We start from the raw sequence: 25,870 nt of genomic DNA, 5'->3' as shown, positions 1-25,870 counted from the left end.
CGTGCATCGCAAGGCGGAGGAGGGAGCCACTGCGGAGCATTGGCGACCGACGACAACGCGGCGAGGTGCGTGCCCCGGCGTCGCCCCGCAGGCGGGAGTTCGAAGACAGGCCCCAGGGGGAATGGACACGGGTGCGGCCGGGCATGGCAGAGTCGTACTACAGGCCGCCGAACGTGAGAAGGTTCCAACCATGACGGTGCTCAAATTCGTTCTCAATGTCATTTGGTTGCTTTTCTGCGGCATCTGGATGGCGATTGCCTATGCGGTTGCGGGAATCATCTGCTGCCTGCTCGTGATTACCATTCCGTTCGGCATTGCGTCGTTCCGAATTGCCGGCTTCATTCTCTGGCCGTTCGGGCGGACCACCGTGGAGAAGCCCGGTGCCGGGGCGGCGTCGTGTGTCGGCAACGTGATCTGGCTGGTCTTCGCGGGGTGGTGGCTGGCGCTCGGGCACCTGATCACCAGCATTCCGCTGTTCCTGTCGATCATCGGGATCCCGTTCGGCTGGGCGAACCTCAAGATGATCCCGATCTCCCTCATGCCGCTCGGCCGCGAGGTCGTCCCCACCGACCAGGCGTGGGGCGCCCGCTGACGTCCACGCACACCGGCGGCCGGCGAGAACGCGAGTCCTCGCCGGCCGTCATTCGGCTTTCACGGGCCGCTCAGGCTCGACGGGCGAGGCCCTGGCGGACGCCGTACGCGGCCGCGCCGAGCGCCAGCACCGTGGCGCCCCGGAGGACGGAGTCCGCCGGGAGGGCGAACGCCAGGGCCAGGCAGCCGGCCGTGCCGACGATCGGGACGAGCCTCGGCGGGCGGCCCTCGGCGGGGGTGAGGGTCCAGGCGGAGGCGTTGGCGACCGCGTAGTAGGCGAGCACGCCGAAGGAGGAGAAGCCGATCGCGCCGCGCACGTCGCCGACGGCCGCGACCACGGCGACCACCGCACCGACGGCGAGTTCGGCGCGGTGCGGGACGCCGAAGCGGGGGTGGACGGCGGCGAGGGCCCGTGGCAGGTGCCGGTCCCGGGCCATCGCGAGGGTGGTGCGGGAGACGCCCAGGATCAGCGCGAGCAGCGAGCCGAGGGCGGCGACCGCGGCCCCGGCGCGCACCACCGGGACGAGGCCGGGCGCCCCGGCCGCCCGGGCCGCGTCGGCCAGCGGCGCCCCGGAGTGGGCGAGGCGTTCGGGGCCGAGGACGGCCAGGGCGGCGAGCGCGACGGCCGTGTAGACGACCATGGTGATGCCGAGCGCGAGCGGGATCGCCCGGGGGATCGTCCGCCGCGGGTCGCGGACCTCCTCCCCGAGGGTGGCGATGCGGGCGTACCCGGCGAAGGCGAAGAACAGCAGCCCGGCGGCCTGCAGGACGCCGTGGAACCCGGCGTCGGTGCCGACCGCCCAGCGGCCGGTGTCGGCCCGGCCGCCGGCCAGGCAGGCGGTGACGACGGCGGCCAGCACGGCCAGGACGACGGCGACGATCGCCCTGGTCAGCCGGGCCGCCTTCTGCACGCCGACGTAGTCGACGGCCGTCAGGGCCACGACCGCGGCGACCGCGACGGCGTGCGCCTGGGCCGGCCACACGTAGGAGCCGACGGTGAGCGCCATCGCCGCGCACGAGGCGGTCTTGCCGACGACGAACGCCCACCCGGCGAGGTAGCCCCAGAACGCGCCGAGCCGCTCCCGGCCGTAGACGTAGGTGCCGCCGGACTGCGGGTAGCGGGCGGCGAGCCGGGCGGAGGAGGTCGCGTTGCAGTAGGCCACCACGCCGGCCAGCGCCAGCCCGACGAGCAGCCCGGAGCCGGTGGCGGCCGCCGCGGGCGCCATCGCGGCGAACACACCCGCACCGACCATCGAGCCCAGCCCGATCACCACGGCGTCGAACACACCCAGGTGCCGCCGCAGCTCCCCCGGAGACGTACTCATCGACCTGCACCTCTCCCCGGTGGGCTCGAACGACGGTGCACGATACCGGAGCGAGCGGAACGCAGGTGAACGGACAGGGGAGCGGAAGTCAGAGCCCCAGGATCCGCAGGGCCGCCTCCCGCATCTCGACCTTGCGGATCTTCCCGGTGACCGTCATCGGGAACTCCTCGACCACGTGCACGTAGCGCGGGATCTTGAAGTGCGCGAGCCGGCCCGCGCAGTAGCTGCGGACGGCCTCGGCGGTGAGCGGCTCGGCGCCCGCGCGCATCCGCACCCAGGCCATCAGCTCCTCCCCGTACCGGGCGTCGGGGACGCCGATGACCTGGACGTCGAGGATGTCCGGGTGGCTGTGCAGGAACTCCTCGATCTCGCGCGGGTAGAGGTTCTCGCCGCCGCGGATGACCATGTCCTTGATCCGCCCGGTGATGGCGAGGTACCCGTCCTCGTCCATCACCGCGAGGTCCCCGGTGTGCATCCAGCGGTCGCCGTCGACGGCTTCGGCGGTGCGCTCGGGTTCGTTCCAGTAGCCGAGCATGACGGAGTAGCCGCGGGTGCACAGCTCGCCCGGTTCGCCGCGCGGCACGGTGCGGCCGGTGGCCGGGTCGACGACCTTGACCTCCAGGTGCGGCCCGACCCGGCCGACGGTGGAGACCCGGCGCTCGACCGGGTCGTCGACGCGGGTCTGGGTGGAGACCGGCGAGGTCTCGGTCATGCCGTAGCAGATGGATACCTCGGCCATGCCCATCCGCTCGATGACCTCCTTCATCACCTCGCTCGGGCAGGGCGAGCCCGCCATGATGCCGGTGCGCAGGCTGGTGAGGTCGTGGCGTTCGAAGTCGGGGTCGGCGAGTTCGGCGATGAACATGGTCGGCACGCCGTACAGCGAGGTGCAGCGCTCGGCGGCGACGGCGGCCAGGGTGGCGCCGGGCTCGAAGGACGGGGCGGGGATGACGGTGCAGGCGCCGTGCGAGATGGCGGCGAGGTTGCCCATCACCATGCCGAAGCAGTGGTAGAACGGCACGGGGATGCAGATCCGGTCCTGCTCGGTGTAGTTGAGCAGCTCGCCGACGAAGTACCCGTTGTTGAGGATGTTGTGGTGGGACAGGGTCGCGCCCTTGGGGAACCCGGTGGTCCCCGAGGTGTACTGGATGTTGATCGGGTCCTCGGGGGCCAACTCGCCCTGGCGTCGGGCGAATTCCGCACGCAGGGCCTGGTCGGCCCGACGGCCGGCGGCCAGCACCTCGTCCCAGGCGGGGCTGCCGGTCAGCAGTACGCGCTCCAACTCGGGGCAGCGCGGCCGGACTTCCTCGATCATCGCGGCGTAGTCGGAGGTCTTGAAGCGTTCGGCGGCGACCAGCAGCCGGATCCCGGCCTGGTTCAGCACGTACTCCAACTCGTGTGCGCGGTAGGCGGGGTTGACCGTGACCAGGATCGCTCCGAGCTTGGCGGTGGCGTACTGGGTGAGGGTCCACTCGGCGCAGTTGGGGGCCCAGATGCCGACCCGGTCGCCCTTGGCGATGCCGAGTTCCAGCAGGCCGAGGGCCAGGGCGTCGACGTCGGCGGCGAGTTCGGCGTACGTCCAGCGGCGGGCGGTGGGGCAGTCGACCAGGGCGTCGCGGTCGGGGAAGGCGCGGACCGCGCGGTCGAGGTTCTCCCCGATGGTGTCGCCGAGCAGCGGGACGTCGGAGGTGCCGGAGGCGTGGCTGGGCGGGGTCGGCGTGGTCGGCACGGTCTGACTCCTGGGTACGGCGGTGCGGGTCGGGGACCATGGTCCCGGCCCCGCGGCCGTACCGCCACCCCCGAACGGGGGTGTCGCGGCAGGGCACGGCACGGGCGCGGTGCGAGCACGGCGCTGGGGCCGCCCGTCGTGCTCGACGGGCGGCCCCAGCGCCGGGGTCACCCGTTGATGCAGGTGTTGGCGAAGGCCGGGTTCACGAGCGAGCCGGGGCCGAACGAGTTGCCGCAGACATTGGCCTCGAAGTTGATCGGGAACTGGATCTGGTTGCCGGACAGGAAACCCGGCGAGCCGAAGGCGACACCGTTGGCGGTGGCACTGCCGGCGGCGGCGGTACCGGCACCGGCCAGGACGCACACCGCGGCGACGGCCGTGGCGGCGAGGTAGGTGCGAATACGCATTTGCGTCACTCCTTGTGAGGGCGGCGGAATTCCGTGTGACAGTCACACTCGCACCGATCGAACTCGACGGCAGGCCGGGAGCGTCCGGATTGGTCATTCAGAGGGCGTGTCGCCCTCCCGCCCCGCCGGCACGGCCCCGCCGGGCCCGGCCACGCTCAGTGATTCCAGCAGCTCACGAGCCGGGTCCAGGCCGGGCTCGGCCTCCAGCGCACTGTGCAGCCGCAGCAGCGCGGTGGCCGTGTCCCCGGCGTCCAGCGCGTCGAGCGCCCGGTTGTAGTCGATCCGACCGGCGTAACGCAGCCGGAACAGCACCGACAGGTCCTCCCGGCAGGACGGGCAGCACAGGCTCTGGCGGTCCGCCGCGACCCTGCACAGCGGGCAGGACACCTCCGGGTCGGTCACGGCGCTCATCGCGGCCCCGCCTCCTCCGGGCGCACCGGGCCGAGCGACTCCGCGGTCGGCTCGCTGCCGAGCTCCCGCTGCGCCTGCGCGTACAGCGCCAGCAGGTTCGACATGTGCTTGTTGACCTCCTCCATGTTGGGCGCCTCCACGGCGGCGTCCAGGCCGCGCAGCTCGGCCGTGATCAGCTGGGCCAGGGCGGGCGAGACCATGTTCTGGGTCACGTACACGTTGCACATGGTCAGCATCCGCATGGTGTGCCCGAGCGAGTCGCAGAGCTCGTCCGCCCGCTGGGCGGCGCGCATCGCGCCCTCCCAGTCGGCCGCCTCGCGGCGCAGCCGCAGCTCCGCGGAGACCGAGCGGAGCCGGTCCAGGTCGCTCGGGTCCAGGTGCTTCTCGCAGTAGTGGATGAACAGGCTCAGGTACGCCTCCGAGCCGCGCACCCAGCGCTGCGCCTTGAGCTGCAGCTGGGCCCGCTCCAGCGCCTCGTCCACCGACCGGCCGCGCGTCTGGCCGGCCGCCAGGTCGTCCAGGGTGTCCATCAGGCGCTGGGCCTCGCGCATCTCGGCCTCGGTCAGCTCGCCGCCCCACCGGTCGGTGAAGGACTCGATCTGCCGCTGCTGCTCCTCGACCTGGACCTTCAGCTCGGGGTCGAGGGTGACCCGCTCCAGCTTGACGGTCTTCTCGGCGCCGCCCTGGATCCGTACGGACAGGGTGATGGTGCGGTCGCGGTCGAGGCCGAAGGAGACCTCCACCGGGGTGCGGCCGCCCAGGCCCTCGGGCAGGCGCAGGGTGAGGTGGCCGATCAGCTCGTTCTGCTGGGCGATCTCGTGCTCGCCCTCGTAGACCGCGACCTCCAGGCGCTGACGGCCGCTGCCGGAGACCACGAACTCCCGGCTCACCGGCGAACTCGTCGGGTAGCTGGTGTTCTTGGGGATGATGACGGCGAGCCGGCCGTCGTTGAGCTCGATGCCGAGGTTCTTCGGGGTGATGTCGAAGGGGTTGGTGACCTGCATCAGCTCGCCGCAGCCGGTGCAGACCTCGGTGCCGGGCGGGTTGACCACCGCGCAGGAGCCGCAGCGCAGGCCGACGTCCTCGGCGGCCGTCGAGGCCACCCTGGTCTGCCCGGGGGCGGCCGAGTTGAGCGGCTCGCCGCAGAGTTCGCAGGCGGTGACGCCGGGGGCGGCCGGGGTGCCGCAGCGCGGGCAGTTGTCGCTGCGGACCACGGTGGTGGCCTGCGCCTGCTTCGGGACGGTGGGCCCGCCGCTGCCCGAACCACCCATGTCCTGGCCGCACTTGGGGCAGTCGGCGGCCTCGGAGTCCACCGGGATGTGGCAGGTCGGGCAGGAGACCCGGTCGCCGCCCAGCAGGGTGGTCGCGCAGTTGGCGCAGTTGGAGGCGGAGAGGTCACCGGGGGCCCGACACTCGGGGCACTCCACCTCGCCGACCAGCGCGGACTGCACGGCCGCGCCGAGCGCCACGCACTGCATCGGGTTGACCCCGCGCCGGATCCGGCGGGGGCCGAACACCTCGCCGAGCCGCCGGGCGACCAGCGGGATCGCGGTGGAGCCGCCGACCAGCACCACCTCGTCGATGTCCCCGACCGTCAGGTTGGCCTGCATGATGGCCTTGTGGGTGAGCTCGATGGTGCGCTCGATCCGGGCCTCGATCAGGTCCTCGAAGCGGGCGCGCTCGAACTCCGTCTCCAGCACCAGCTGTCCGGCGCCGAGGCCGGGCAGGATGACCTCGGAGGACTCCTGGTTGGAGAGCTCGATCTTGATGGTCTCGGCGGTGGAGGCGATCTTCGGGCGGTCGCGCAGGTCGGGCTGGTAGTCCGAGCCGTACTCCTCGCGAATGTCCTCCAGCAGCGCGGTGGTGATCGCGCGGTCGAAGTCGTCGCCGCCCAGCAGGTTGTCGCCCTCGATGCCGAGCACCGACACCGAGCCGGGCACCAGCAGCAGGATGGAGATGTCGAAGGTGCCGCCGCCGAGGTCGTAGACCAGGACGGTCCGGCCCTCGTCGCCCGCCTCGGAGGTGATCCCGTACGCGAGCGCGGCGGCGGTCGGCTCGTTGATGATCCGCAGCACGTGCAGGCCGGCCATCCGGCCCGCCTCCTGGGTCGCCGCGACCTGCCGCTCGCCGAAGTAGGCGGGCACGGTGATGACGGCCCGGTGGAAGGGCTCGCCGAAGCGCTGCTCGGCGTCCTCCTTGAGCCGGTGCAGGATGATCGCGGAGATCTCGATCGGGGTGTAGGACCGGCCGTTGAACCAGACGTTGACGTCGCCGTCGGTGCCCGCGGTGACCTTGTAGTCGACCTCCTTGAGGGCCGCCTGGACCTGCGGGTCCTTGAACTTGCGGCCCATGAAGCGCTTGACCGAGCGGATCACGTTGGCGCCGTCGATGGCGATCCGGCTGCGCGCGGTGGAGCCCACCAGCAGCTCGCCCTTGCGGCCGCTGCCGACCACGGACGGCGTGGCCTCCTGGTTCTGCCGGTTGAAGATGATCTCCGGCTCGCCCCGGCGCAGGTGGGCGACCACGGAGTTGGTGGTGCCCAGGTCGATGCCGAGTGTGCGGTACATGTCGTTCCCCTCTTGCCCCTCGTGGTCCTGGCTACTTCTTGCGCTTGGCCAGCTTGCCCGCGACGGCGCCCTTACGGCGGGCCCGGGGCGGGGCCGTCTTGGGCTGGGCGCGGGTGGCCGGCGCGGCGGCTTCGGGCTTGACGGCTTCGGGCGCAGCGGCGTCGTGCGCGGCGGCTTCGTCCTGGTCGGGCTTCGGCTCGGGTGTCGCCTCGGGCGTCGACTCCGGCAACGCGCTCTCGCCGCCGACCGCGGGCAGCGCCCACTGCTGCCCCGACTCCGGTGCGGCGACGACCACTTGGGCCCGGCGCAGCACCTCGTCCTCCCAGAAGAACCCGGTGAGCACCGTCCGCACCACCGTCTCCGGCGCCACCCCGGGCCGGAACTCCGTCCCGACGATCTCGGTGAGGTCCGGGTCCGCCGTCATGCCCTCCAGCCGCATCGGGCGGACCTTGGCCTTGGCGAGCTGCCCGAGCAGCCGCCGCCGGGTGGCCTCGATGCCGGCGCCCCGCCCGAGCGCCGCCAGCTCGCCGTCGAGGCCGAGGGCGGCGAGCGCGTCGTCCACCTCGACCAGGATGCCCAGCAGTTCGCGCTGCTCGGCCCGGGCGGCCTGCCGCTGCTCCGTCAGCTTGCTCCCCAGCAGGGAGGCCCGGAAGAGCAGTTGGCCGAACTTCCGCTCCAGGTCGACCTCCTCGACCCCCGGCGGGATCTCCAGCCGCCGGTGGCCGTCGAGCAGCGGTGCGGTCGGTGCGTCGGTCATTCGGGGACCTCGATCTGCGGCAGGACGGACAGGTCGGCCGCGTAGCGGGCGGGGACGGGGGGTTCGGGGTCGGCGCCGGACGGGGCCGGGTCGGCGTAGTCGGCGGCCAGTTCGGCGCGGTGCAGCGCCGGCAGGGCGGAGGCGGGCGGCAGCGGCGGGCGCTCGATCACCAGCAGCGGTTCGGCGAGCGCGGGGGCGAGCAGGTCGGCGGCCTGGCCCACCGGCTCCGGCGGGAGGGGCTGTTGGAGGTCGGACTCCAGCCGCCGGTCCGGGTTGCGCAGCAGCGCTGCGGCCTCCTGGATCTGCTGGCGGGTGTAGCGCCCCGTCTTCATCGCCGGTCCGACGGCGAGGTTGATCTCGCGCACGCCGGCCGTGAGCGGGATGCCCAGGACCTCGTACGGCGACGGTTCGTGCAGTGGCATGGCGGGCGGTCTCTCTCCTCACGGCGACTGGAACAGCGGCTGGAACGGCGGCTGGAACGGCGAAGCGGCGAAACTGCGGCTGGAACGGCGAATCGGCGACAGGTCTACGGCTGAAGGACGACGGCAACTGCCGTGCGGTTGCCGTCAGTAGAGCGAGTTGATCCGCCGCTGCATGGCGCGCAGCTCGGTGTCCTCCGGGTTGTACTCGACGGCTTGGCGGGCCAGCTCGCGGGCCTCCCGCAGCTGGCGGGCGTTGGCGCGCTGGACGGCGTACGAGCCGTAGACGATGCCGAGTTCGCGGTGCAGCTTTCCGGTGTCCTCCGGGGTGCGGGAGAGGCCGAGCGCCTCCTCCAGCAGCCGGATCGCCTCCACGTAGCGGCGGGCCTCGTAGTGGCCGATGGCCTCGCCGCGCCAGACGCTGACCATCAGCCGGCGGATGTCGGTCGAGTCGTCGTAGGACTTGGCCTTCTGCAGCATGGCGGCCTGGGCGGTGAACGGCTTGTCCTGCAGGGCGTCCACGACGTGGTTGGCGAGCATCACCCCGACCCGGCGCGGGGCCTCGCGTCGGGCGTCGCCGTCGAACTCCGGGTCGGCGTCCAGGGCTTCGGCCATCCGCTGCACCGCGCGGACGCGGTCGTCGGCGAAGGCGGCGGAGCGGGCGAGGTGGCGCAGCACGAAGGCGAGGCCGAGTTTGTTGTCCGGGTCGGGTTGGAGGGCGATCAGGGACCGCCAGGCCTCGGCGGCCTCCTCCAGTTCGGCGTCGGTGGCTTCGGGGTGGCTGAGTTGGCCGGCCCGGTTGCCGAGGGCGGCGATCAGGAAGTGCCGGGCGGTCGGGTCGCCGGGGGCGAGTTCCATGCTTTTCCGCAGCAGGTCGAGGGCGCGGACGTAGTCCTTGTCCTCGTTGTTGATCTTGCGGGCCCACTGGGCGTAGGTGGCGCCGAGGTCGCCCCGGACCTCGGGGTCGTCGGGGGCCAACGCCAGGGCCTTCTCCAGGAGTTCGGCGGCGCCGGGCTGGTCGTCCAGGCTGTTCTTGAGCAGGGCGCGGGCGGCCCGGACGCCGGACTCGGCGGCGATGGCGGCGGCGTCGGCGGGCAGGACGGCGCCGGGAACGGCCCGGGCGCGGGTGAGGCAGTCCAGGGCCTCGCGCCAGTCCTGGTTGCGGTGGTGCTCGCGGGCCTGGGTGACCAGGGAGTCGCCGAGCAGCGCCTGCCAGGCCTCGCCGCGCTCGCTCTCGGCCACCGCGTCCAGGGCGGCGACGGCGGCGGCCTGGCGGCCCTGGAGCTGCAGGTAGTGCTGCGGGCCGAGGGTGCCGAACAGGCTGAGGGCCCGGGTGAGCGGTGGTGCGTCGGGGCCCGGGGCGCTCTGCCGCCAGGCCCGTACGGCCCGGTCGAAGGCTTCGGCCCAGGCGGTGGGGCCGGGCTCGGCGCGCAGCAGCCGGTCGAGGGTGGGGCCGGCCGTCAGTCGGCGGGCGGGGCGGCCGGGCAGGGTGATCCGGACGTCCTCCTGGGCGAAGGCGTCGGCGCTGTGGGCCTCCATGCCGAGGCGCAGTGTCCAGGCGGTGACCTCGTCGCCGCCGCGGCCGGCGGCCCGGTCGAGGCTGCGCAGGTCGTCGCGGAGGCGGTCGATGAGCCCGGTGCGGGCGGCGGCGAGCCGCTGGGGTTCGGCGGTGCGGCCGGTGGTCCGGGCGGATTCGGCCCACAGCTCGGGCTGGTAGAGGGCGGCGACGAGGCAGCCGAGCGTCCAGGCCCAGACCTCGTCGTCAAACGGGCCGGGCCCGTCGGGTATGTCGCCGGCGGAGGCGAGGCGGTAGCCGGCCAGGCCGAGGGCGTGCAGCAGCCGGGGGTGGGCCGGGTCCTGGAGCAGGAGTGCGCGGTAGGCCTCCCAGGCCTCGCGGTGGCGGCCGTCGACGGCGTGCTGGTGGGCCTCGTGCTCGGCGAGCAGTACGAGGGCGCCGGCCGCCTGCGGGTGGCCTGGGGTGAGGGCGAGGGCCTGGCGCAGGTCGCCGGCGGCGTGGCCGGGCCGGTCGGCGGCGAGGGCGGCGCCGGCCCGGCGGACCAGGACGGCGGTGCGCAGGGTGGTGGCGTCCGGCGGCAGGTCGGCCAGTGCCTCGTCGAGGCGGCCGAGTTCGGCGCGCAGCAGGGCGAGGTCGAGCCGGACGGGTGCGGCGGCGGGGCCGTCGCCGAGCGCCGCGGCCCAGCCGGCGAGGACGGGTTCGGCCTGTTCGGGGGTGCCGGCGCGGCGGGCGCAGTCCAGGACGGCGCGCAGTGCGGGCCCGGTGCAGCGGACGCAGCGGGGTGAGCCGGCGCCTTCGGGGGTGTGCAGGTGGTCGGTGCAGGCCTCGCGGCCGCAGCCGCCGCAGGCGCCGCAGGCGGGCCGGTCGCAGACCGCGCAGTCGGCGACCGCGCGGTCGCCGACCGGCTGGGCGGTGACGGCACCGGCGGTCAGGAAGTGGCGGTACCAGTCGAGGGCGACGGCCCAGTTGCCGGCCCGTTCGGCGAGCAGGGCGCGCAGCCGGGCCGTCGCGGGGTCGCCGGCCGGGTCGGGCGGGCCGAGCAGGGCGATCGTCTGGGCTGGGCGGCCGGCCAGCAGGGCGACGGCGGCCAGGTGGTAGCGGTCGCGCAGGCCGCTGCCGGCGTCGAGGAGGGCGGTGACCGGTTCGGGCGTGCCGTCGGCCAGGGCGAGGGCGGCGCGCAGCCGGGCCTGCCGGTGGGTGAGGGCGCCGGGCAGGGTGTCGGCGAGGGCGAGGGCGGCGGTGGCGCGTTCGCGCTGCTCGGGGCGGTCGCGACCGGTGACCAGCAGATGGGCGGCCTCGCGCAGGGCGGCCTCGCGCAGCGCGGCGCGGTAGCCGGGGGCGGCGGGGTGTTCGGCGGCGGCGCGCTGCCAGAGTTCGCGGGCGGCGGCGGGGTCGGCGGCCAGGCGGGTGCGGGCGAGCCGGTCGCGGGCCAGGGCCCGGCGCTCGCGCAGGTCCTCGTCGTCCAGCGGCTCCCAGCGGGCGAGGGCGCCGGCCGGGTCGTCGGTGCGGGCCAGGGCGAGGCCGTGGTGGAAGGCGGCGATCGTGGTCCAGCGGGTGCCGGGTTCGGTGTCGGCTTCGGCGCGCAGGACCGGCTCGGCCTCGGCGGGCTGTCCGGCGGCGAGCAGGGCGGCGCCGAGCCGGATGCGGGCGGGGCGCCAGTCGGGGGCATGGCCGAGGCCGGTGCGGTAGTCGGCGGCGGCCTCGACGGGGCGCTCGGCGCGTTCGTGCACCAGGGCGAGGCCGAACCGGGCCGGGGCGAAGGAGGGTTGGACGGTCAGGGCGGCGGTGAACTGTTCCCGGGCCTGGTCGTCGGCGCCGAGCAGCAGGGCGAGCCGGCCGAGGGCGTAGCGGGGGCGGGGGTCGGTCGGGGTCTCCACGGTGGCGGCGGCGAGGTCGCTCCAGGCGGGCCCGGTGGCGCCGAGCCGCTGGCGGGCCAGGCCCCGGAAGAGCAGGGTGTCGGTGCGCAGCGCCGGGCCGCGCCCCCACGGGGAGGGCTCGCCGGGGCCACGGCGCAGCGCCTCGTCGAAGGCGGTGACGGCGGGTTCGTCCCGGTGCAGGGTGTACAGCTGGGCGCCCCAGCGGAACCAGAGTTCGCCGCTGCCGCCCGGCGCCGTGGCGGCGAGCAGGGCCTCGGCTTCGGCGGCCCGGTCGGTGTCGCGCAGCAGGGCGGCGCGGGCGAGCACCGGCCAGTCGCGGCCGGGCAGGGCGGCGAGGGCGCGGGCGGTGGTGTCCTCGCGCTGCCCGACGGCGCCGGTACGGCAGCGGTGCTGGAGCCAGTCCAGGGTGCGGGCGGCGGTGTCGGCTTCCTCGCCGGGTTCGGCGCCGGCGGCGGTGGCCTGGAGGAAGGCGAGCGGTGGTGCGAGGTCGCCGTCGGGGGCCTGTATGTGTTCCTCGGCGAGGCGGCGCAGGCTCCACCGGGGCAGTTGCCGGGCCGGGTCGGCGAGCAGCGGGAAGGCCTCGCGGTGCAGGGCGAGGGTGGCCTGCTGGTCGCCGGTGGGGATGGTGGCCTCGGCCTGGCCGAGCAGGGCGAGGCCGCGTTGCGGGCGCAGTTCCTCGGGCCCGGAGGCGAGTTGGCCGGCCAGTCGGGCGTAGCGGCGGCGGGCCTGGGCGGCCTTGCCGGCGGCGAGCCGTTCGGCGGCCGTGGCCAGGGCTTTCGCCACCGCCTCGGCGTCCGGGGGCGTTCTGCGGCGGACCAGTACGACGGTGGTCGCACCGGCCAGTGCCACCACGATCAGCAGCACCGCTAGCAGCGCCATGCACCGTCCCCCTGTGCTCGGATTTCGTCACTCCATGATCAACGGTCGTCGGGTGATCATGAGTTGACGTCGTGTCGTGATGTTGCTCGGGCGCCATCAGAATAGGCCCTCGCCCAGACAGACGAACAGGAAAGAGCACTATCCTGGGCGACGCATCACCTGTCCGTTCACCTGTCCGTGAACAAGGGCATCAACAGCGGTCAGCAGCGTCGGGGGTCGTGTGTCCGAGTCGCGTTGGGTGCCCGGGCTCCGGTTCGGGCCGGAGTTCGACCCCGAGCAGTACGAGCTCCTGGAGTTCCACCACCGGGGCGGCGAGGCCGAGGTGTGGCGGGCGGTGCGCACCGGCCACAACGGGCGCAAGGAGCTGGTCGCCGCCAAGATCATGCTGGAGCGCGACCCGTCCGAGGTGCGCCGCTGGCTCGGCCGCTGGGACGACGTCTCGCACAACGCGCACCGACTCGGCGTCACCGACCTGGTCGTGCCCAGCTTCCTGCTCGGCCCCTCCCCGCACCGGCCCGGCGCGGTGCCCTCCGGCGCACTGCTCGGCTACCAGATCTCGCCCTGGGTCGAGGGCGTGCCGCTGCACACCTGGGCCCGCACCCAGCGCGGCGGCCCGCCGGCCGTGGCCGAGGTGCTGACCCGGCTCTGCCGGATCGTCGACGAGCTGCACCGCAAGCGCTGGGTGCACCGCGACATCTCCCCCGCCAACGTCCTGGTGGACGGCCAGGGGCAGGTCAAGCTGATCGACCTGACCTTCCTGGCCCCGCTCGACCACACCCTGACCGTCGCGGTGTTCACCCCCGGGCACGTGCCGCCGGAGGCCGAGCAGGTCGGCGGGTTCCCGACCACCGCCAAGGACCTGTTCGCCGTCGGCACCCTCGCCCGTACCCTGCTGCTGCCCGACCACGGCCAGCTCGACCACCGGCTCGCCGCCGAACAGGCCCGCGCCGAACTCCTCGCGGCAGGCTACGGCGAGGAGTTGGCCCGCTGGGCCTGCGAGCCGCTGGCCCGCGACCCGGACCGCCGCCCCGCCCCGCTCGGCCCGTGGGTCGGCCGCGGCCGCGAACTGCTGCGCGCCCACCGGCCGGTGGCCCGCACCGCGGGCCTGGCCGTGCTCCCCGACCGGGCCGGCCGCCCGCTGGTGGTCACCGGCGGCGCGGACGGCACCGCCCTGACCGGCCCCGGCAGCACCGGCCACCGCCTGCCCACCAGCCAGGGGCCCGGCGCCGTACGGGAGTTGACGGCCGGCTGGGCCGGACGCCAGGGCGAGCTGGTGGTCTGCGCCGAGGACCGCGGCGGCACCCTCTGGGTCGGCACGGCCGGCGGCTGGTGGGAGGCGGCGCGCGGAGTCAGCGGGCTGGCGGGGGCGGTCGGCCCGGCCGGGGAGATGACGGTCTGGACGGCCGCCGGCGGGGCCTTGCGCTCCTACCGCTGGGCGCCCGGCCTCACCCTCACCGGCCAGGAACTGCCCGGCTGCCCCGCCGACCGCGTCCTCGCCGCGGTCGAGGAACGCCCCGGCAACTGGCTGGTCCTGGTCGAACACCGCGAACGGGTACTGAGCTGGCGGCCCGGCTCCGCCCGACCGCCGCTCCCGCTCGGCCCGGCCGGCCCGCTGCGCGCCGCGGCACTGGCCCGCACCTCCGCCGGACCGCAGGCCGCCACGCTCCGCCCCGACGGCTCCGTCCAGCTGCACACCCTCGGCGCCACCGGGGCCGGCACCGAGATCGGCGACGGCGAACCCTCCCTCGGCATCGCCATGGTGGGCCACCGCGGCGGCCCGACCATCGCCCTGGCCGGCGCGGGCGGCGTACGGCTGCGGCTCCCGGCCGGCGGCGCCTCCCGGCGCCCGCGCTGGTGGCGCCCCACGCTGCGCCCGGCCACCCGGGTCACGCTCGCGATGGGCGACGACTGGCGGCTCTGCCTGGCCGCGGTGGTGGAGGGCGAGCTGCAGGCCTGGCAGGAGGACGCGGCGTACCGCTGGCAGGCGGTGGAGCTGCCGGAGGGGTCCTGACGGCCTGGCCCTAGCCTCGGGGGCGGCCGCTCAAGCCCCCGAGGTCTGGCCGCTCGACGGCCGCTCAGGCCCCCGACAGGACGTGCACCGGGCCGACCGCGCCCACGTACGCCTCGCCGCCGACCGGCCAGGACCGGTCCGACGCTGCGATCAGCACCTCGGGCAACCCGGCGGCCTCGGGGCGCAGTTCGACGCGGTGGTCGTGGCCCCGAAAGTCGCTGCCGAGCACCTTCGCCGGGACGGCGCCCTCCACCGGCCCTGCAGTGAGCCGGAGTTGGCCCGGGCGGAGCAGGGCGAGGCCGCTCCGGGGCGCCGGGGCGGACCCCAGCAGCGCCAGCGGGCCGAAGGGGGTGTCGGCCCGGGCTCCCGTGACCTCGGCCGGAATCAGGTTCGCCTCGCCCAGCACCCGGGCGACGGCGGCGTCCGTCGGGCGGTGGTACAGCTCGTCCGGGCGGCCGGCCTGGGCGATCCGGCCGTCGCGCAGGACGGCGACGGTGTCGGCGAAGGAGAGCGCCTCGTCCTGGTCGTGGGTGACCAGGACCGCCGTCGTCCCGGACTGGCGCAGGGTGGCCGCGACCTCGCGGCGCAGTTCGGCCCGCAGCGCGGCGTCCAGCGCGGCGAACGGCTCGTCCAGCAGCAGCAGCCGCGGCCGGGGCGCCAACGCCCGGGCCAGGGCGACGCGTTGCTGCTGGCCGCCGGAGAGCTGGTGCGGGCGGCGCTCGCCCAGCCCGGGCAGGCCGACCAGGTCCAGCAGTTCGCCGACCCGGGCGCGCCGCTGCGAACGCGGCAGGCCGAAGCCGATGTTGGCGGCGACGCTCAGGTGCGGGAAGAGCGCGCCGTCCTGCGGGACGAGGCCGATGCCCCGGCGTTCGGCGGCGAGCGGGCTGCGGCCGTCGTCCAGGACCCGCCCGTGCAGCACGACCTGCCCGGCGGCGGCCGGGTGGAAGCCGGCCAGCACCCGCAGCAGGGTGGACTTTCCGCAACCGGAGGGGCCGAGGACGCAGGCGAGGGCGCCGTCCGGCACCGTGAGGTCGATGCCGTGCAGGACCGGGCTGCGCCCGTGCGCGGCGTGCAGGTCGACGACGGACAGTCCGGTCACTGGTTCTCCCCAGGACGGCCGAGAGTACGGCGGGTCAGCAGCAGGACGGAGGGGACGGACAGCGCGACCATGAGCGCCGCGTACGGCGCCGCGGCCCCGTAGGCGAGGCCGCTGGTGTACACCCAGAACTGGGTGGCCAGGGTCTGGGTACCGGTGGGGCGCAGCAGCAGGGTGGCGGTCAGCTCGGTGGAGGCGGTGAGGCCGACCATGGCGACGGCGGCGCCGAGGCCGGGCAGGACCAGCGGCAGGGTGACCCTGCCGAGGACGGCGAGCGGCCGGGTGCCGAGGGAGCGGGCGGCCTCCTCGACGCCGGGCGGGACCTGGGCGAGGGCGGCGCGCACCGCGGTGAGGGCGAGCGGGAAGAACAGCACGACGTACCCGGCGATCAGCATCGGCGGCTGCTGGTACAGGGGCTGGGCCCAGCGGACGGCGACGTACACCACCGAGAGCGCCACCGCTATGCCGGGCAGCGCCCGGGTGAGGTAGGCGACCCGCTCGATCGCGCGGGCCGGCCGGGTGCCGCGCCGCCAGCCGTACAGGGCGACCGGGACGGCGGCGGCGGTGGCGACGACGGCCGCGCCGAGCGCATAGCCGAGGGTGGCCGCGGTGGCGCCGAGGACGGAGGCCGAGGGCAGGGTGGTCGAGCTGCCCTTGAGCAGCCAGTACGCCAGCGCGTACAGCGGCACGCCGAGCGAGACGCCGACCAGCGCGGCCAGGGCGAGGAGCGCCGGGACGGTCCAGCCGCCGAGGCGTACCGGCGGTGCGGTGCGGGCGAGGGCGCCGTGCCGGGTGACGCGGGCCCGGCGGCCGGCCCAGGCCTCCAGGCCGACCAGCAGCAGGGCCAGCGCGACCAGGACCAGGGTGAGCAGGGAGGCCGAGGCGGCGTCGAAGCCGAGCTTGTACTGGGTGAACACGGCGGTGGCGAAGGTGGTGTAGCGCAGCATCGCGAAGGCGCCGTACTCGCCGAGCAGGTAGAGCGAGACGAGCAGCACGCCGCCGGCCAGTGCGGGCCGGGTGAGCGGGAGGGTGACCCGGCACAGGGTGGCCAGCCGGCCGCGGCCGAGCGAGCGGGAGACCTCCTCCGCGGCGGCGTCGCCGTGCCGCAGGGCGGCCGCGACCGGCAGGAAGACCAGCGGGTAGAGCGAGCAGGTCATGACCAGCACCGCGCCCCAGTAGCCGTGGACGGAGCGGAACAGCGAGACCCAGGAGTAGCCGCGGACGAACTCCGGTACGGCCAGTGGCAGGGCGAGCGCGACCGTCCAGGCGCGGCGCCCGGGCAGGGCGGTGCGTTCGACCAGGTAGGCGGCGCCGAAGCCGAGGACGGCGGTGGCGAGGGTGACGGCGGCGGTCAGGCCGAGGGTGTGCCCGAGCAGGGTGGCGATCAGGGGGCGGCCGAGCAGCCGCCGCGTCTGGTCCCAACCGGCCTGCGCGGCCTGGGCGATGACGAAGCCGAGCGGTGCGGCGACCACCGCGACGACGGCGGTGGCGAGGGGCGCGAGCAGGCCGGTGGCGGCGGGAGCGCGCAGCCGGGTGGCGGCGACGAGCGCGCGAACGCCGGTGGCCCGCCACCGGCGCAGCGGGGACGGGCCGTCGGTGTCGAGTGGGAAGGTCACTGGAGCAGGCCGGCGTCCTGCAGCAGGGCCAGCGCCTGCTTGCCGTCGCCGAGCTGGGCCGGGTCGGCGACGGTGCCGATGCCGTCCAGGGCGGGCAGTTCGGGCTTGCCCTTCACGCCGTCGACCAGCGGGTACTCGTAGCTCGCGGAGTCCGCGATGACGGTCTGGGCGGGGGCGGAGGCGAGGTAGCCGAGGAAGGCCTGGGCGGCGGCCTGGTGCTTGCCGTGCTTGAGGACGGCGGCGCCGGAGACGTCGACCAGCGAGCCCGGGTCCCCCTTGGGGAAGTAGTGCAGGGTCGCGTGGGTCTCGGCGGCGCCCTTCTCGTCGCGCATCCGGTAGAAGTAGTAGTGGTCGATGACGCCGGCCTCGACCTCGCCGCTGTTGATCGCGACGGAGAGGTCCTCGTTGCTGTCGTAGACCTTGGCGTTGTCCTTGAGGCCCTTGAGCCACTGCTTGGCGGCGTCCTCGCCCTTGGCCTTGAGGACCTGGGTGACGACCGGCGCGAAGTCGGTCTCGCCGGGGGCGATGCCCAGGCGTCCCTTCCACTCGGGCTTGGCCAGGTCGAGCACGGAGGCGGGCGGCGCGGTGTCGGCGCCCTTGCCGGTGGCGGCGAGGAAGGCGGAGGTCCGGGCAGAGATGCCGACCCAGTCGCCCTTGCCCGAACTGTCGGCGGCCGGCACGGACTTGAGGGTGTCGGGGGCGACCTTGGCGAGCAGGCCCTTGTCGCCGAGGACGGTGAGCGCGGGCGGGTTCTCGGCGTAGAAGACGTCGGCCGGGGAGGCACCGCCCTCCTGGAGGATCTGGTTGGCCAGCTCGGCCTCGTCGCCGGAGCGGAGCTCGACCTTGATGCCGGTGCGCTTGGTGAAGTCCTCGGTCAGCGCCTTGACGGTCTGCTCGTGCTGGCCGCTGTAGACGGTGATGCTCTGGCCGGCCAGGGCGGTGCCGGAGGCCGTGGGCGCGGTGCTGCCCCCGCCGGAGCTGCCGCAGGCGGTGAGCGCGAGGGCGCAGGCGGCGACGAGGGACAGGGCCGCGAGGGGGCGGACGGTTCCGGGCATGGCGAGGGTCCTCCGAAAGGGCGGGGATCGACCGGTCGCCCCCTGCGGATTGCGAGGGGCGACGGCCTGACGACACGAGAACCTAAGGCAGGAAAGGCTTGCCTAACAAGTGTCGGAGCGTCACATCTCGGTCCGGTCGCGACAGGGTAGAACTTCGGTGAGTGAACCCCCAAGCGCACGTAAAACGCCCTTCAAGCGCAGGTCAGGGTGGGTCGGAGCGGGTGTACGCGGACAACTCGGACTCCCGGACGGCGGTTCAGCCTCGGCGATCTTCACTACGGTGCGTAATGAGTTCGGGCGTACCTGGCTCGGGCGTACCGGGACGGCCCGGACACACCAAGGCCCCGGAACCGGTTAGCGGTTCCGGGACCTGGGGGCCCTGGGGTCCTGGGGCTGACAGTGGACCGGCTCAGCGGAAGCGGCGCAGCCGGAGGCTGTTGCCGACCACGAAGACCGAGGAGAAGGCCATCGCCGCTCCCGCGATCATCGGGTTGAGCAGGCCCGCGGCGGCCAGCGGCAGGGCGGCGACGTTGTAGCCGAAGGCCCAGAACAGGTTGCTCTTGATGATCCCGAGGGTGCGGCGGGAGAGCCGGATGGCGTCGGCCGCGGCCAGCAGGTCGCCGCGAACCAGGGTGAGGTCGCCGGCCTCGATCGCGGCATCGGTGCCGGTGCCCATCGCCAGACCCAGGTCGGCCTGGGCGAGGGCGGCCGCGTCGTTGACGCCGTCGCCGACCATCGCCACGACCCTGCCCTCGGCCTGCAGCCGCCTGACGGTGTCGACCTTGTCCTGCGGCATGACCTCGGCGATCACGTGCTCCGGCTCGATGCCGACCTCGGCCGCCACGGCCTCGGCGACCAGCCGGTGGTCACCGGTCAGCAGCACCGGGGTCAGCCCCAGTGCGCGCAGCTCGGCGATCGCCTCCGCACTGGTCGGCTTGACCGCGTCGGCCACCTCCAGGACAGCACGCGCCTCGCCGTCCCAGCCGACCGCGATCACGGTACGGCCGGCCGCCTCGGCGTTGAGCTTGACCTCGGCCAGGCCCTCCGACAGGTACTGCGACCACTCGTTCAGCAGCGCCTCCCGGCCCGCCACCACGGCGTGACCGTCCACGACGCCCTGGACGCCCAGGCCCGGGACGTTCTCGAAGCCCTCGACGGCGGGCAGTTCGCCGGCCCTGGCGGCGGCGTCGGCGATCGCCCGGGCGATCGGGTGCTCGGAGGCGTGCTCCAGGGCGCCCGCCAGGCGCAGCACCTCGGCCTCGGTGGTGCCGTCGGCGGTGTGGACGGCGAGCAGGGTCATCCGGCCGGTGGTGACGGTGCCGGTCTTGTCGAGCACGATGGTGTCGACCTTGCGGGTGGACTCCAGCACCTCCGGGCCCTTGATCAGGACGCCCAGCTGGGCGCCGCGGCCGGTGCCGACCAGCAGCGCGGTCGGGGTGGCCAGGCCCAGGGCGCACGGGCAGGCGATGATCAGCACGGCCACGGCTGCCGTGAAGGCGGCGGTCCAGCCCTCGCCGGTGCCCAGCCAGTAGCCGAGGGTGGCCACCGCGAGGGTGATCACGATCGGCACGAAGACGGCGGAGATCCGGTCCGCGAGGCGCTGCGCGGCGGCCTTGCCGTTCTGCGCGTCCTCGACCAGCTTGGCCATCCGGGCGAGTTGGGTGTCCGCGCCGACCCGGGTGGCCTCGACCACCAGCCGGCCGCCCGCGTTGACGGTCGCCCCGGTGACTCCGTCGCCGACCCCGACCTCGACCGGGACGGACTCGCCGGTCAGCATCGAGGCGTCCACGGCCGAGGCGCCCTCGACCACCACGCCGTCGGTGGCGATCTTCTCGCCGGGCCGGACCACGAAGCGGTCGCCCACCGCGAGCTCGGCGACCGGGATGCGCACCTCCTCCCACCCGTCGCCCACCACCGCCCTTGTCCGAGGGCGCTGCGCGCCCGCCCCCTTGTTGCGCAGCACCGTCACGTCCTTGGCGCCCAGCTCCAACAGCGCCTTGAGAGCAGCCCCGGCGGTGCGCTTGGAGCGGGCCTCGAAGTAGCGGCCCGCCAGGATGAAGGCGGTGACGCCGGCCGCCGCCTCCAGGTAGATGTTGGACGCGCCGTCACTGCGGGCGATGGTGAACTCGAAGCCGTGCCGCATGCCCGGCATCCCGGCGTCGCCGAAGAACAGCGCCCACAGCGACCACAGGAACGCGGCGCCGGTGCCGAGCGAGACCAGGGTGTCCATCGTCGCGGCGCCGTGCCGGGCGTTGGTCCAGGCGGCCTTGTGGAACGGCCAGGCCGCGTAGGTGACGACCGGGGCAGCCAGGGTCAGGGACAGCCACTGCCAGTTGTCGAACTGCAGCGCGGGCACCATCGCCATCGCGATCACCGGCACGGCGAGCACCAGCGCGGTGAACAGCCGCTGACGCAGCGGGGCCAGTTCGTCCGCCGGCTCGGCCTGCTCCTGGCCCTGCTCGACGGCCGGGGGCTTGGGCAGCGCGGCGGTGTAGCCGGTGGCCTCGACGGTGGCGATCAGATCGGCGACCTCGACGCCGTCCTCGAAGGCGACCTTCGCCTTCTCGGTGGCGTAGTTGACGCTGGCGGTGACCCCGTCCATCCGGTTGAGCTTCTTCTCGATGCGGGCCGCGCACGAGGCGCACGTCATTCCGCCGATCGAGAGTTCCACCTCCGCTGAAGCGGGTGCCTGCGTAGTCATCGTCGCTCCTCGTGACGTCTGGGGTCGATACCCGGGTGGGGTATCGGGTGGTGCCGGGTTCATTTATACCCCTGAGGGGTATCCATGGCAAGGCTTGAGCGATACCCCTGCCCAGTATTCTCGGGGGCTTCGACTCGCTTGACTTGATACCCCCATGGGGTATTCACTCATCGCACTCCCTGCCAGACCCAAGACCCCCAAGACCCCCAAGACCCCAGAGGAGGCCCGCATGACCGGCTACCGCGCCGAGAAGGACCAACTCCTGCGCAGACTGCGCCGCGTCGAGGGCCAGATCCGCGGCCTCCAGCGCATGGTCGACACCGACACCTACTGCATCGACGTCCTCACCCAGGTCTCCGCCGCCACCAAGGCCCTCCAGGCCGTCGCACTGCACCTGCTCGGCAGCCACCTCGCCCACTGCGTCCAGGACGCCATCGCCGGTGGCGGCGAGGAGGCCGACGCCAAGATCACCGAGGCATCCCAGGCCATCGCCCGGCTCATGCGCGCCTGAGGCCCCTTCCCTTACGCCCCACCGAGGAGAACCCCGCCATGAACACCGCGCTGCGCGTCACCGCCTTCACCGCCGGCCTCGCCGCCGCCTTCGGCCTCGCCCTCGGCGTCGGCCACGCGACCGGCACCGGCCCCTCCCCCAAGCCCGCCACCACCGGGCACGCGGGGCACACCGAGAGCTCCGGAGCCGGCTCAGCCGCCGAACACCTGCCCGGCGGGCTACAGATCTCCGAACGCGGTTACACGCTCAGCCTCGATAGCCCCTACGTCACCGCCGGCTCCCCCACCGACCTGCGGTTCCGCATCCTCGGCACAGACGGCAAACCGGTCACCGCCTACCAGCAACAGCACGAGAAGGAACTGCACCTGATCGTCGCCCCCCGCGACCTCTCCACCTTCCAACACCTGCACCCCGCACTTGCCGCCGACGGCACCTGGAGCGCCCCAACCGCCGTACCCGCCGCCGGCGAGTACCGGGTCTTCGCCGACTTCACCCCGGCCGGCGCCGCCGAAGGCCTCACCCTCGGCGCCGACCTCCACGCCGCCGGCGACCTCCACCCGGCACCACTCCCGCAGACCGGACGGACCGTCACCGTCGACGGCTACATCGTCACCCTCACCGGCGACCTCACCCCCGGACGCAGCAGCCGGCTCACCCTGAGCGTCTCCAAGGACGGCAAGCCCGTCACCGACCTCCAGCCCTACCTCGGCGCCTACGGCCACCTGGTCGCATTGCGTGCCGGCGACCTCGCCTACCTCCACGTCCACCCGGACACCGCCACCCCTGGCCCGGACATCGCCTTCACCACCACCGCCCCGAGCACGGGCAGCTACCGGCTCTTCCTGGACTTCCAGCACGGGGACACCGTCCACACGGCGGCCTTCACCGTGACCACTGGGGAGTCGGCCGACCACCAGCACTGAGCCAGGCCGTACGGCAGGTGCCGGGCGATCCACACGGGATCGCCCGGCGCCTTCCGTTTACCCGAGCGGGTTGCGTGCCTGCCGGAGCACTGCAAGGAGAAGGGCTTCGGCGTTGCCCGGGGTGGCCGCCCAGTGCTGTATCTCGGCATGGGCGGCCTGGCGGCGGGGCTGATGGCGCGGATCGGGCGGGAGAACTGGGCGTCGAGGCACCACCACATCTCGATGCGCGCCCAGGTGAGTCGCCGACTGGTCACTCGGGCGCCGCCGCGCGCAGATAGATCGGGTAGATCGATTCGATGCCGATGTAGGCGATCGCGCACACCACGCCGAACTCGACCAACCGGTGGGCGATCCGAGCGGCGGAGGCATCGCTGAAGAGGTCGGCGAGGTACCCGGCCTGGTCGTCGTCCAGCGGGAGCTGGACGAGGCTGGCGCGGATCGCGGCGAGGGCGTCGGAGAGCTTCGAGAAGGTGGCGATCGCGGTGATGCCCTTGATCTCGACCGTGACGGGGAAGGGGAGTTCGACGCTCACTGCGCGCCCCCGTCGATCAACGCCCACATCACCTTGCCGATGCCACCCACCCGCGGACAGCAGCCCCAACCGGCGGCGAGCTGGGAGACGAGCCAGAGGCCGCGCCCCGTCTCGTCGTCCTCGGAGGCGGGGCGCGGCACGGACGGCTGCTTGGAGTCCGCGTCGTGCACCTCGATGTGCAGGGCGTCCGGGCGGACCTCGAACCGGATGAAGATGAGCCTCCCCTTCGCGGTCTTGGCGTGCAGGACCGCATTGGTGACGAGCTCGCCGAGCACCAACTCGCCGGTGTCGAGGAACCGTTCACCATCGGGCTGACTGGTGAGGAAGGTGCGGAGCAACCGCCGGGCGAAGCCGGCGGACTTGTGGTGCCTGGGCAGCCACCACGAGTACGGGTTGGTGGGGGTGGGCTGCTTCTCCAACATTCCGGGCATGGCGGGGCCTCCTCCGGGGGTGATGGGAAAGTTCGCGATCCGAAGGACGGCGGAGGGCAAGGGAATGCCCGAGCAATGAGCCGAGAGGATCACGCTGTGTGATGCATTGCACTACGACGAGTAGCATGCACCCGCATCGGTGCTCACCGCAACAAGCGTTTCTGCATCAGTGCAGATTCGCTAGCCTGGATCCGACGCCTCGTCACAAGGCAGACTGGGATGGGCTCAAGGAGGAACCACCGTGACCGACGAATCGAGGCCGACCGTACGCGGCCGTCGCCTGAGGTCGGAGCTTCGCCGGCTCCGGGAATCGGCAAGCAAGACGACCGACGACGCTTCAAGCGCGCTCAAGTGCTCCCGCGCGAAGATCAGTCGGATAGAGACAGGCGTAGTGGGCATTCGGCGACTGGATCTCGGCATCCTGCTGGACCTCTACGGCGTCACGGAGCCGCGAGACAGGGACGCCCTCGAAACGCTCGCCCGGGAAAGCAAGAAGCGCGGCTGGTGGCGTGACTACGGCGACACGGTTCCGCCTGCCTACGGCGACTACCTCGATCTGGAGGGCGACGCCCGGTACATCCGAACCTGGCAACCCTTGGTCATCCCGGGGCTCTTGCAGACCGAGAGCTACGCCCGGGCGCTGCTTGAGGCGAACCCTGCCGCCGTCCGCCCGGAGCGCATCGATCAGCTCGTCAAGGTACGAATGGAACGCAAGGCGGTCCTGACCAAGCCGGACCCGGCACGCTTCTGGGCGATCATCTGGGAACCAACCCTCCGATGCCCCGTGGGCGGGGCCGATGTGCACCGAGAGCAGTTGCACTATCTCGCCGAGGCATCACAACTCCCCAACGTCACAACGCAGGTCGTACCACTGGATGTCGGCGCCACCGCCGGGGCCTGCGGCGGGTTCGTAATGCTCGGGTTTACAGACTCGTCTGCTTCAGGCGCGGTGGCCCTGGAAACACTGACCAGCAGTCACTACCTAGAGAAAGAGGCAGAGCTGGATGGCTACGGGCTCGTCTTCGACTACTTGCGGTCGTCAGCCCTGAACCCGGCCCAGTCGCTCGATATGATCACCGCCATCGCAGCAGAGACCTGAGTGTCAGATCGGACAAGAGGGTGAGCACATGACCATGCCGGAGATCTCGACTCGGGGCTGGTACAAGAGCAGCTACAGCGCTCAGGCGACTGAGTGCGTAGAAACGGGACACGTCGTCACCAGCGGCATGGCCGTCCGGGACTCGAAGGACCCCAACGGCCCGGCGCTCACCTTCCCCGCTGATGCCTGGACGGCGTTCGTCACCGCCATCAAGTCCGGCGAACTCCCCAACGCCTGAACAGCCTTGCGCGGGAAGTCGGCCCGGCCGACTTCCCGCGCACACCCTCCGCTATGAACCGCTAGTCAGAATCTGCTTCGAACCGAGCCAGTGCGGTCCAGTCCAGCGGCCTCACGATCTCGGCCAACCGGCCGAAGGGGTCCTCGCCGGCCCGCTGGAACCACACCACGGACAGCTCACTGTGGCCGGGTTCGGTCACCCCGCCGGGACACCAGGGCGCGCTCAGCCGAGCGTGCACCCTGATCCGTGGAAGCCAGGTGTCCACCCGCGCGGCGGCATCAGCCCGGATGCCGTCCAAGTCGTGGACGTACATTCCCTGCGCACCCGCGAGCTGCTTCTCCAACTGCATGATCCTGAACCGACGATGCAGGTACGGCGTGCCCTCGATCATCCCTTCGAGGTCGTCCCACATGTGCAGCTCGCGCAACTCGGCGTCGATCTCGCCCACCTGAAACGTCCGCAGCTCAAGATTCCCGGTCACAGCGCGCAGCCTAACGACGGCGCCGGCTGCGGTCGAACACAATTCGCCCGCTCAAAGCCGCCTGAGCCCGGCGGCGGTCGGCCGGAATCCGCACTGACCGTAGAAGGACTCCAGGTGCTGCTCGTAGTCGACGTGCAGCCACTCGGCACCGCGCGCCTTCGCCTCGTCGGCCGCCGCCCTCACCAGCCGCATCCCGAGCCCCTGGCGGCGCTCGTCCGGGTGCACGGTCGTATCCAGGACGAAGGCGTGCGCACCGCCGTCGCCGACGACGTTGACGAATCCGACCAGCCGGTCCCCTCGGCGCGCTGCGATCCAGGTCAGACTGCGGGCCAGCACCGGCGCGAAGGCAGTCGGCCCGTGATCCGGCCACGACGCACCGAACAACTCGTTGAGCTCGGCATCCGTCAGATCGGGACACACCACCAACACCTCGTCGTCGGCCTGCGACGATTCACTGATCACCATGCCGAGCAGCCAGCCATGCATCCGGCGCCGTGATCGCCCCTCCACCGCCTCTCGGGAAGCACTGCGATTTTCGGGCGGAGCGAAGCCACCCGTGCTGTGCAGGCGGCTTTCCCCGATCGCGGCCAGCCGCCGCCCTAAGGGTTGTCCCGTAACTGATCTTTGGCAGCACGAGAGTGGCTGGCCGGGATCGCATCCCAGGTTCCCTTTGGGAGGCACTGACCTCGGTTCACCCC

Annotated in this window: 22 protein-coding genes; 6 read left to right on the top strand and 16 right to left on the bottom strand. The window is 73.3% G+C overall.

The window, feature by feature from the left end; translation table 11 throughout:
* Positions 1-190 precede the first annotated feature (190 nt).
* Positions 191-592 (top strand): YccF domain-containing protein, encoded by a 402-nt coding sequence (locus tag OP86_RS27755; RefSeq protein ID WP_030058479.1) that lies wholly within the window; start codon positions 191-193, stop codon positions 590-592.
* A 70-nt stretch (positions 593-662) separates the two neighbouring features.
* Here OP86_RS27755 and OP86_RS27750 read toward each other — a convergent pair whose 3' ends face one another.
* The 8 genes from OP86_RS27750 to OP86_RS27715 form a co-directional block, all read right to left on the bottom strand.
* A complete protein-coding gene (locus OP86_RS27750; RefSeq protein ID WP_030260825.1) occupies positions 663-1,916 on the bottom strand; it encodes an APC family permease in 1,254 nt (417 codons plus the stop codon).
* Between the two features lie 88 nt (positions 1,917-2,004).
* Complete coding sequence (locus tag OP86_RS27745) at positions 2,005-3,645, bottom strand: AMP-binding protein (RefSeq protein WP_030058477.1); 1,641 nt, start codon at positions 3,643-3,645, stop codon at positions 2,005-2,007.
* Between the two features lie 167 nt (positions 3,646-3,812).
* A complete protein-coding gene (locus OP86_RS27740; RefSeq protein ID WP_030058476.1) occupies positions 3,813-4,052 on the bottom strand; it encodes a chaplin in 240 nt (79 codons plus the stop codon).
* A 93-nt stretch (positions 4,053-4,145) separates the two neighbouring features.
* Positions 4,146-4,463: a hypothetical protein gene (locus tag OP86_RS27735; protein WP_030058475.1), complete on the bottom strand. Its 318-nt coding sequence runs from the start codon at positions 4,461-4,463 to the stop codon at positions 4,146-4,148.
* Positions 4,460-7,030, bottom strand: coding sequence for an Hsp70 family protein (locus tag OP86_RS34010; RefSeq protein ID WP_051830793.1), 2,571 nt, complete (start codon positions 7,028-7,030; stop codon positions 4,460-4,462). The genes OP86_RS27735 and OP86_RS34010 overlap by 4 nt, the downstream gene beginning before the upstream one ends.
* 31 nt (positions 7,031-7,061) lie before the next feature.
* Positions 7,062-7,787: a nucleotide exchange factor GrpE gene (locus tag OP86_RS27725; protein WP_030058473.1), complete on the bottom strand. Its 726-nt coding sequence runs from the start codon at positions 7,785-7,787 to the stop codon at positions 7,062-7,064.
* The gene (locus OP86_RS27720; RefSeq protein WP_030058472.1) at positions 7,784-8,209 is read right to left on the bottom strand and encodes a hypothetical protein; all 426 of its coding nucleotides are present in this window, start codon (positions 8,207-8,209) and stop codon (positions 7,784-7,786) included. The genes OP86_RS27725 and OP86_RS27720 overlap by 4 nt, the downstream gene beginning before the upstream one ends.
* Before the next feature lie 144 nt (positions 8,210-8,353).
* A complete protein-coding gene (locus tag OP86_RS27715) occupies positions 8,354-12,478 on the bottom strand; it encodes a tetratricopeptide repeat protein (protein ID WP_033333690.1) in 4,125 nt (1,374 codons plus the stop codon).
* Positions 12,479-12,698: 220 nt separating this feature from the next.
* On the opposite strand from OP86_RS27715, the gene OP86_RS38895 reads away from it, so the two are divergent.
* Positions 12,699-14,489: a serine/threonine protein kinase gene (locus OP86_RS38895; RefSeq protein WP_157849859.1), complete on the top strand. Its 1,791-nt coding sequence runs from the start codon at positions 12,699-12,701 to the stop codon at positions 14,487-14,489.
* 64 nt (positions 14,490-14,553) lie between these two features.
* Here the strand turns inward: OP86_RS38895 and OP86_RS27705 are convergent, their stop codons facing one another.
* The 4 genes from OP86_RS27705 to OP86_RS27690 all read right to left on the bottom strand — a co-directional run bounded on the left by OP86_RS27705 (position 14,554) and on the right by OP86_RS27690 (position 20,957).
* Complete coding sequence (locus OP86_RS27705) at positions 14,554-15,588, bottom strand: ABC transporter ATP-binding protein (RefSeq protein ID WP_030260835.1); 1,035 nt, start codon at positions 15,586-15,588, stop codon at positions 14,554-14,556.
* Entirely contained in the window at positions 15,585-17,201 is a 1,617-nt protein-coding gene (locus tag OP86_RS38890) for an ABC transporter permease (RefSeq protein WP_199815248.1), read from the bottom strand. Before OP86_RS38890 ends, OP86_RS27705 begins: the two co-directional genes overlap by 4 nt.
* Positions 17,198-18,256: an iron ABC transporter substrate-binding protein gene (locus tag OP86_RS27695; RefSeq protein ID WP_030058462.1), complete on the bottom strand. Its 1,059-nt coding sequence runs from the start codon at positions 18,254-18,256 to the stop codon at positions 17,198-17,200. Before OP86_RS27695 ends, OP86_RS38890 begins: the two co-directional genes overlap by 4 nt.
* Positions 18,257-18,665: 409 nt before the next feature.
* Positions 18,666-20,957: a heavy metal translocating P-type ATPase gene (locus tag OP86_RS27690; protein ID WP_030260838.1), complete on the bottom strand. Its 2,292-nt coding sequence runs from the start codon at positions 20,955-20,957 to the stop codon at positions 18,666-18,668.
* Positions 20,958-21,111: 154 nt separating this feature from the next.
* Here OP86_RS27690 and OP86_RS27685 point away from each other — a divergent pair, with 154 nt between their 5' ends.
* Both OP86_RS27685 and OP86_RS27680 read left to right on the top strand, forming a co-directional pair.
* Positions 21,112-21,468 carry a metal-sensitive transcriptional regulator gene (locus OP86_RS27685; protein ID WP_280921468.1) on the top strand — a complete coding sequence of 119 codons (357 nt, stop codon included), beginning with the start codon at positions 21,112-21,114 and terminating at the stop codon, positions 21,466-21,468.
* Positions 21,469-21,506: 38 nt separating this feature from the next.
* Positions 21,507-22,391, top strand: coding sequence for a hypothetical protein (locus tag OP86_RS27680; protein WP_033333688.1), 885 nt, complete (start codon positions 21,507-21,509; stop codon positions 22,389-22,391).
* Positions 22,392-22,641: 250 nt separating this feature from the next.
* Here OP86_RS27680 and OP86_RS27675 read toward each other — a convergent pair whose 3' ends face one another.
* The gene (locus tag OP86_RS27675; protein ID WP_030059685.1) at positions 22,642-22,923 is read right to left on the bottom strand and encodes a hypothetical protein; all 282 of its coding nucleotides are present in this window, start codon (positions 22,921-22,923) and stop codon (positions 22,642-22,644) included.
* On the bottom strand, positions 22,920-23,354 hold the full coding sequence (locus OP86_RS27670) for an ATP-binding protein (RefSeq protein WP_234435116.1): 435 nt from the start codon (positions 23,352-23,354) through the stop codon (positions 22,920-22,922). The genes OP86_RS27675 and OP86_RS27670 overlap by 4 nt, the downstream gene beginning before the upstream one ends.
* Positions 23,355-23,595: 241 nt before the next feature.
* Between OP86_RS27670 and OP86_RS27665 the strand changes: the two genes are divergently transcribed.
* Together OP86_RS27665 and OP86_RS27660 are read left to right on the top strand one after the other, a co-directional pair.
* Positions 23,596-24,453, top strand: a complete 858-nt coding sequence (locus OP86_RS27665) for a helix-turn-helix domain-containing protein (RefSeq protein WP_030059687.1) — start codon at positions 23,596-23,598, stop codon at positions 24,451-24,453.
* Positions 24,454-24,481: 28 nt separating this feature from the next.
* Entirely contained in the window at positions 24,482-24,691 is a 210-nt protein-coding gene (locus OP86_RS27660) for a DUF397 domain-containing protein (RefSeq protein ID WP_030059688.1), read from the top strand.
* Between the two features lie 61 nt (positions 24,692-24,752).
* Here OP86_RS27660 and OP86_RS27655 read toward each other — a convergent pair whose 3' ends face one another.
* Together OP86_RS27655 and OP86_RS27650 are read right to left on the bottom strand one after the other, a co-directional pair.
* Entirely contained in the window at positions 24,753-25,139 is a 387-nt protein-coding gene (locus OP86_RS27655) for a hypothetical protein (RefSeq protein ID WP_030059689.1), read from the bottom strand.
* Positions 25,140-25,223: 84 nt separating this feature from the next.
* The gene (locus OP86_RS27650; RefSeq protein ID WP_234435117.1) at positions 25,224-25,658 is read right to left on the bottom strand and encodes a GNAT family N-acetyltransferase; all 435 of its coding nucleotides are present in this window, start codon (positions 25,656-25,658) and stop codon (positions 25,224-25,226) included.
* Positions 25,659-25,870 lie beyond the last annotated feature (212 nt).

Source organism: Streptomyces novaecaesareae, assembly GCF_000716875.1.
In the GTDB taxonomy this organism is placed as follows: Bacteria; Actinomycetota; Actinomycetes; order Streptomycetales; family Streptomycetaceae; genus Kitasatospora; species Kitasatospora novaecaesareae.
This window is presented reverse-complemented; position numbering and strand designations above follow the sequence as displayed.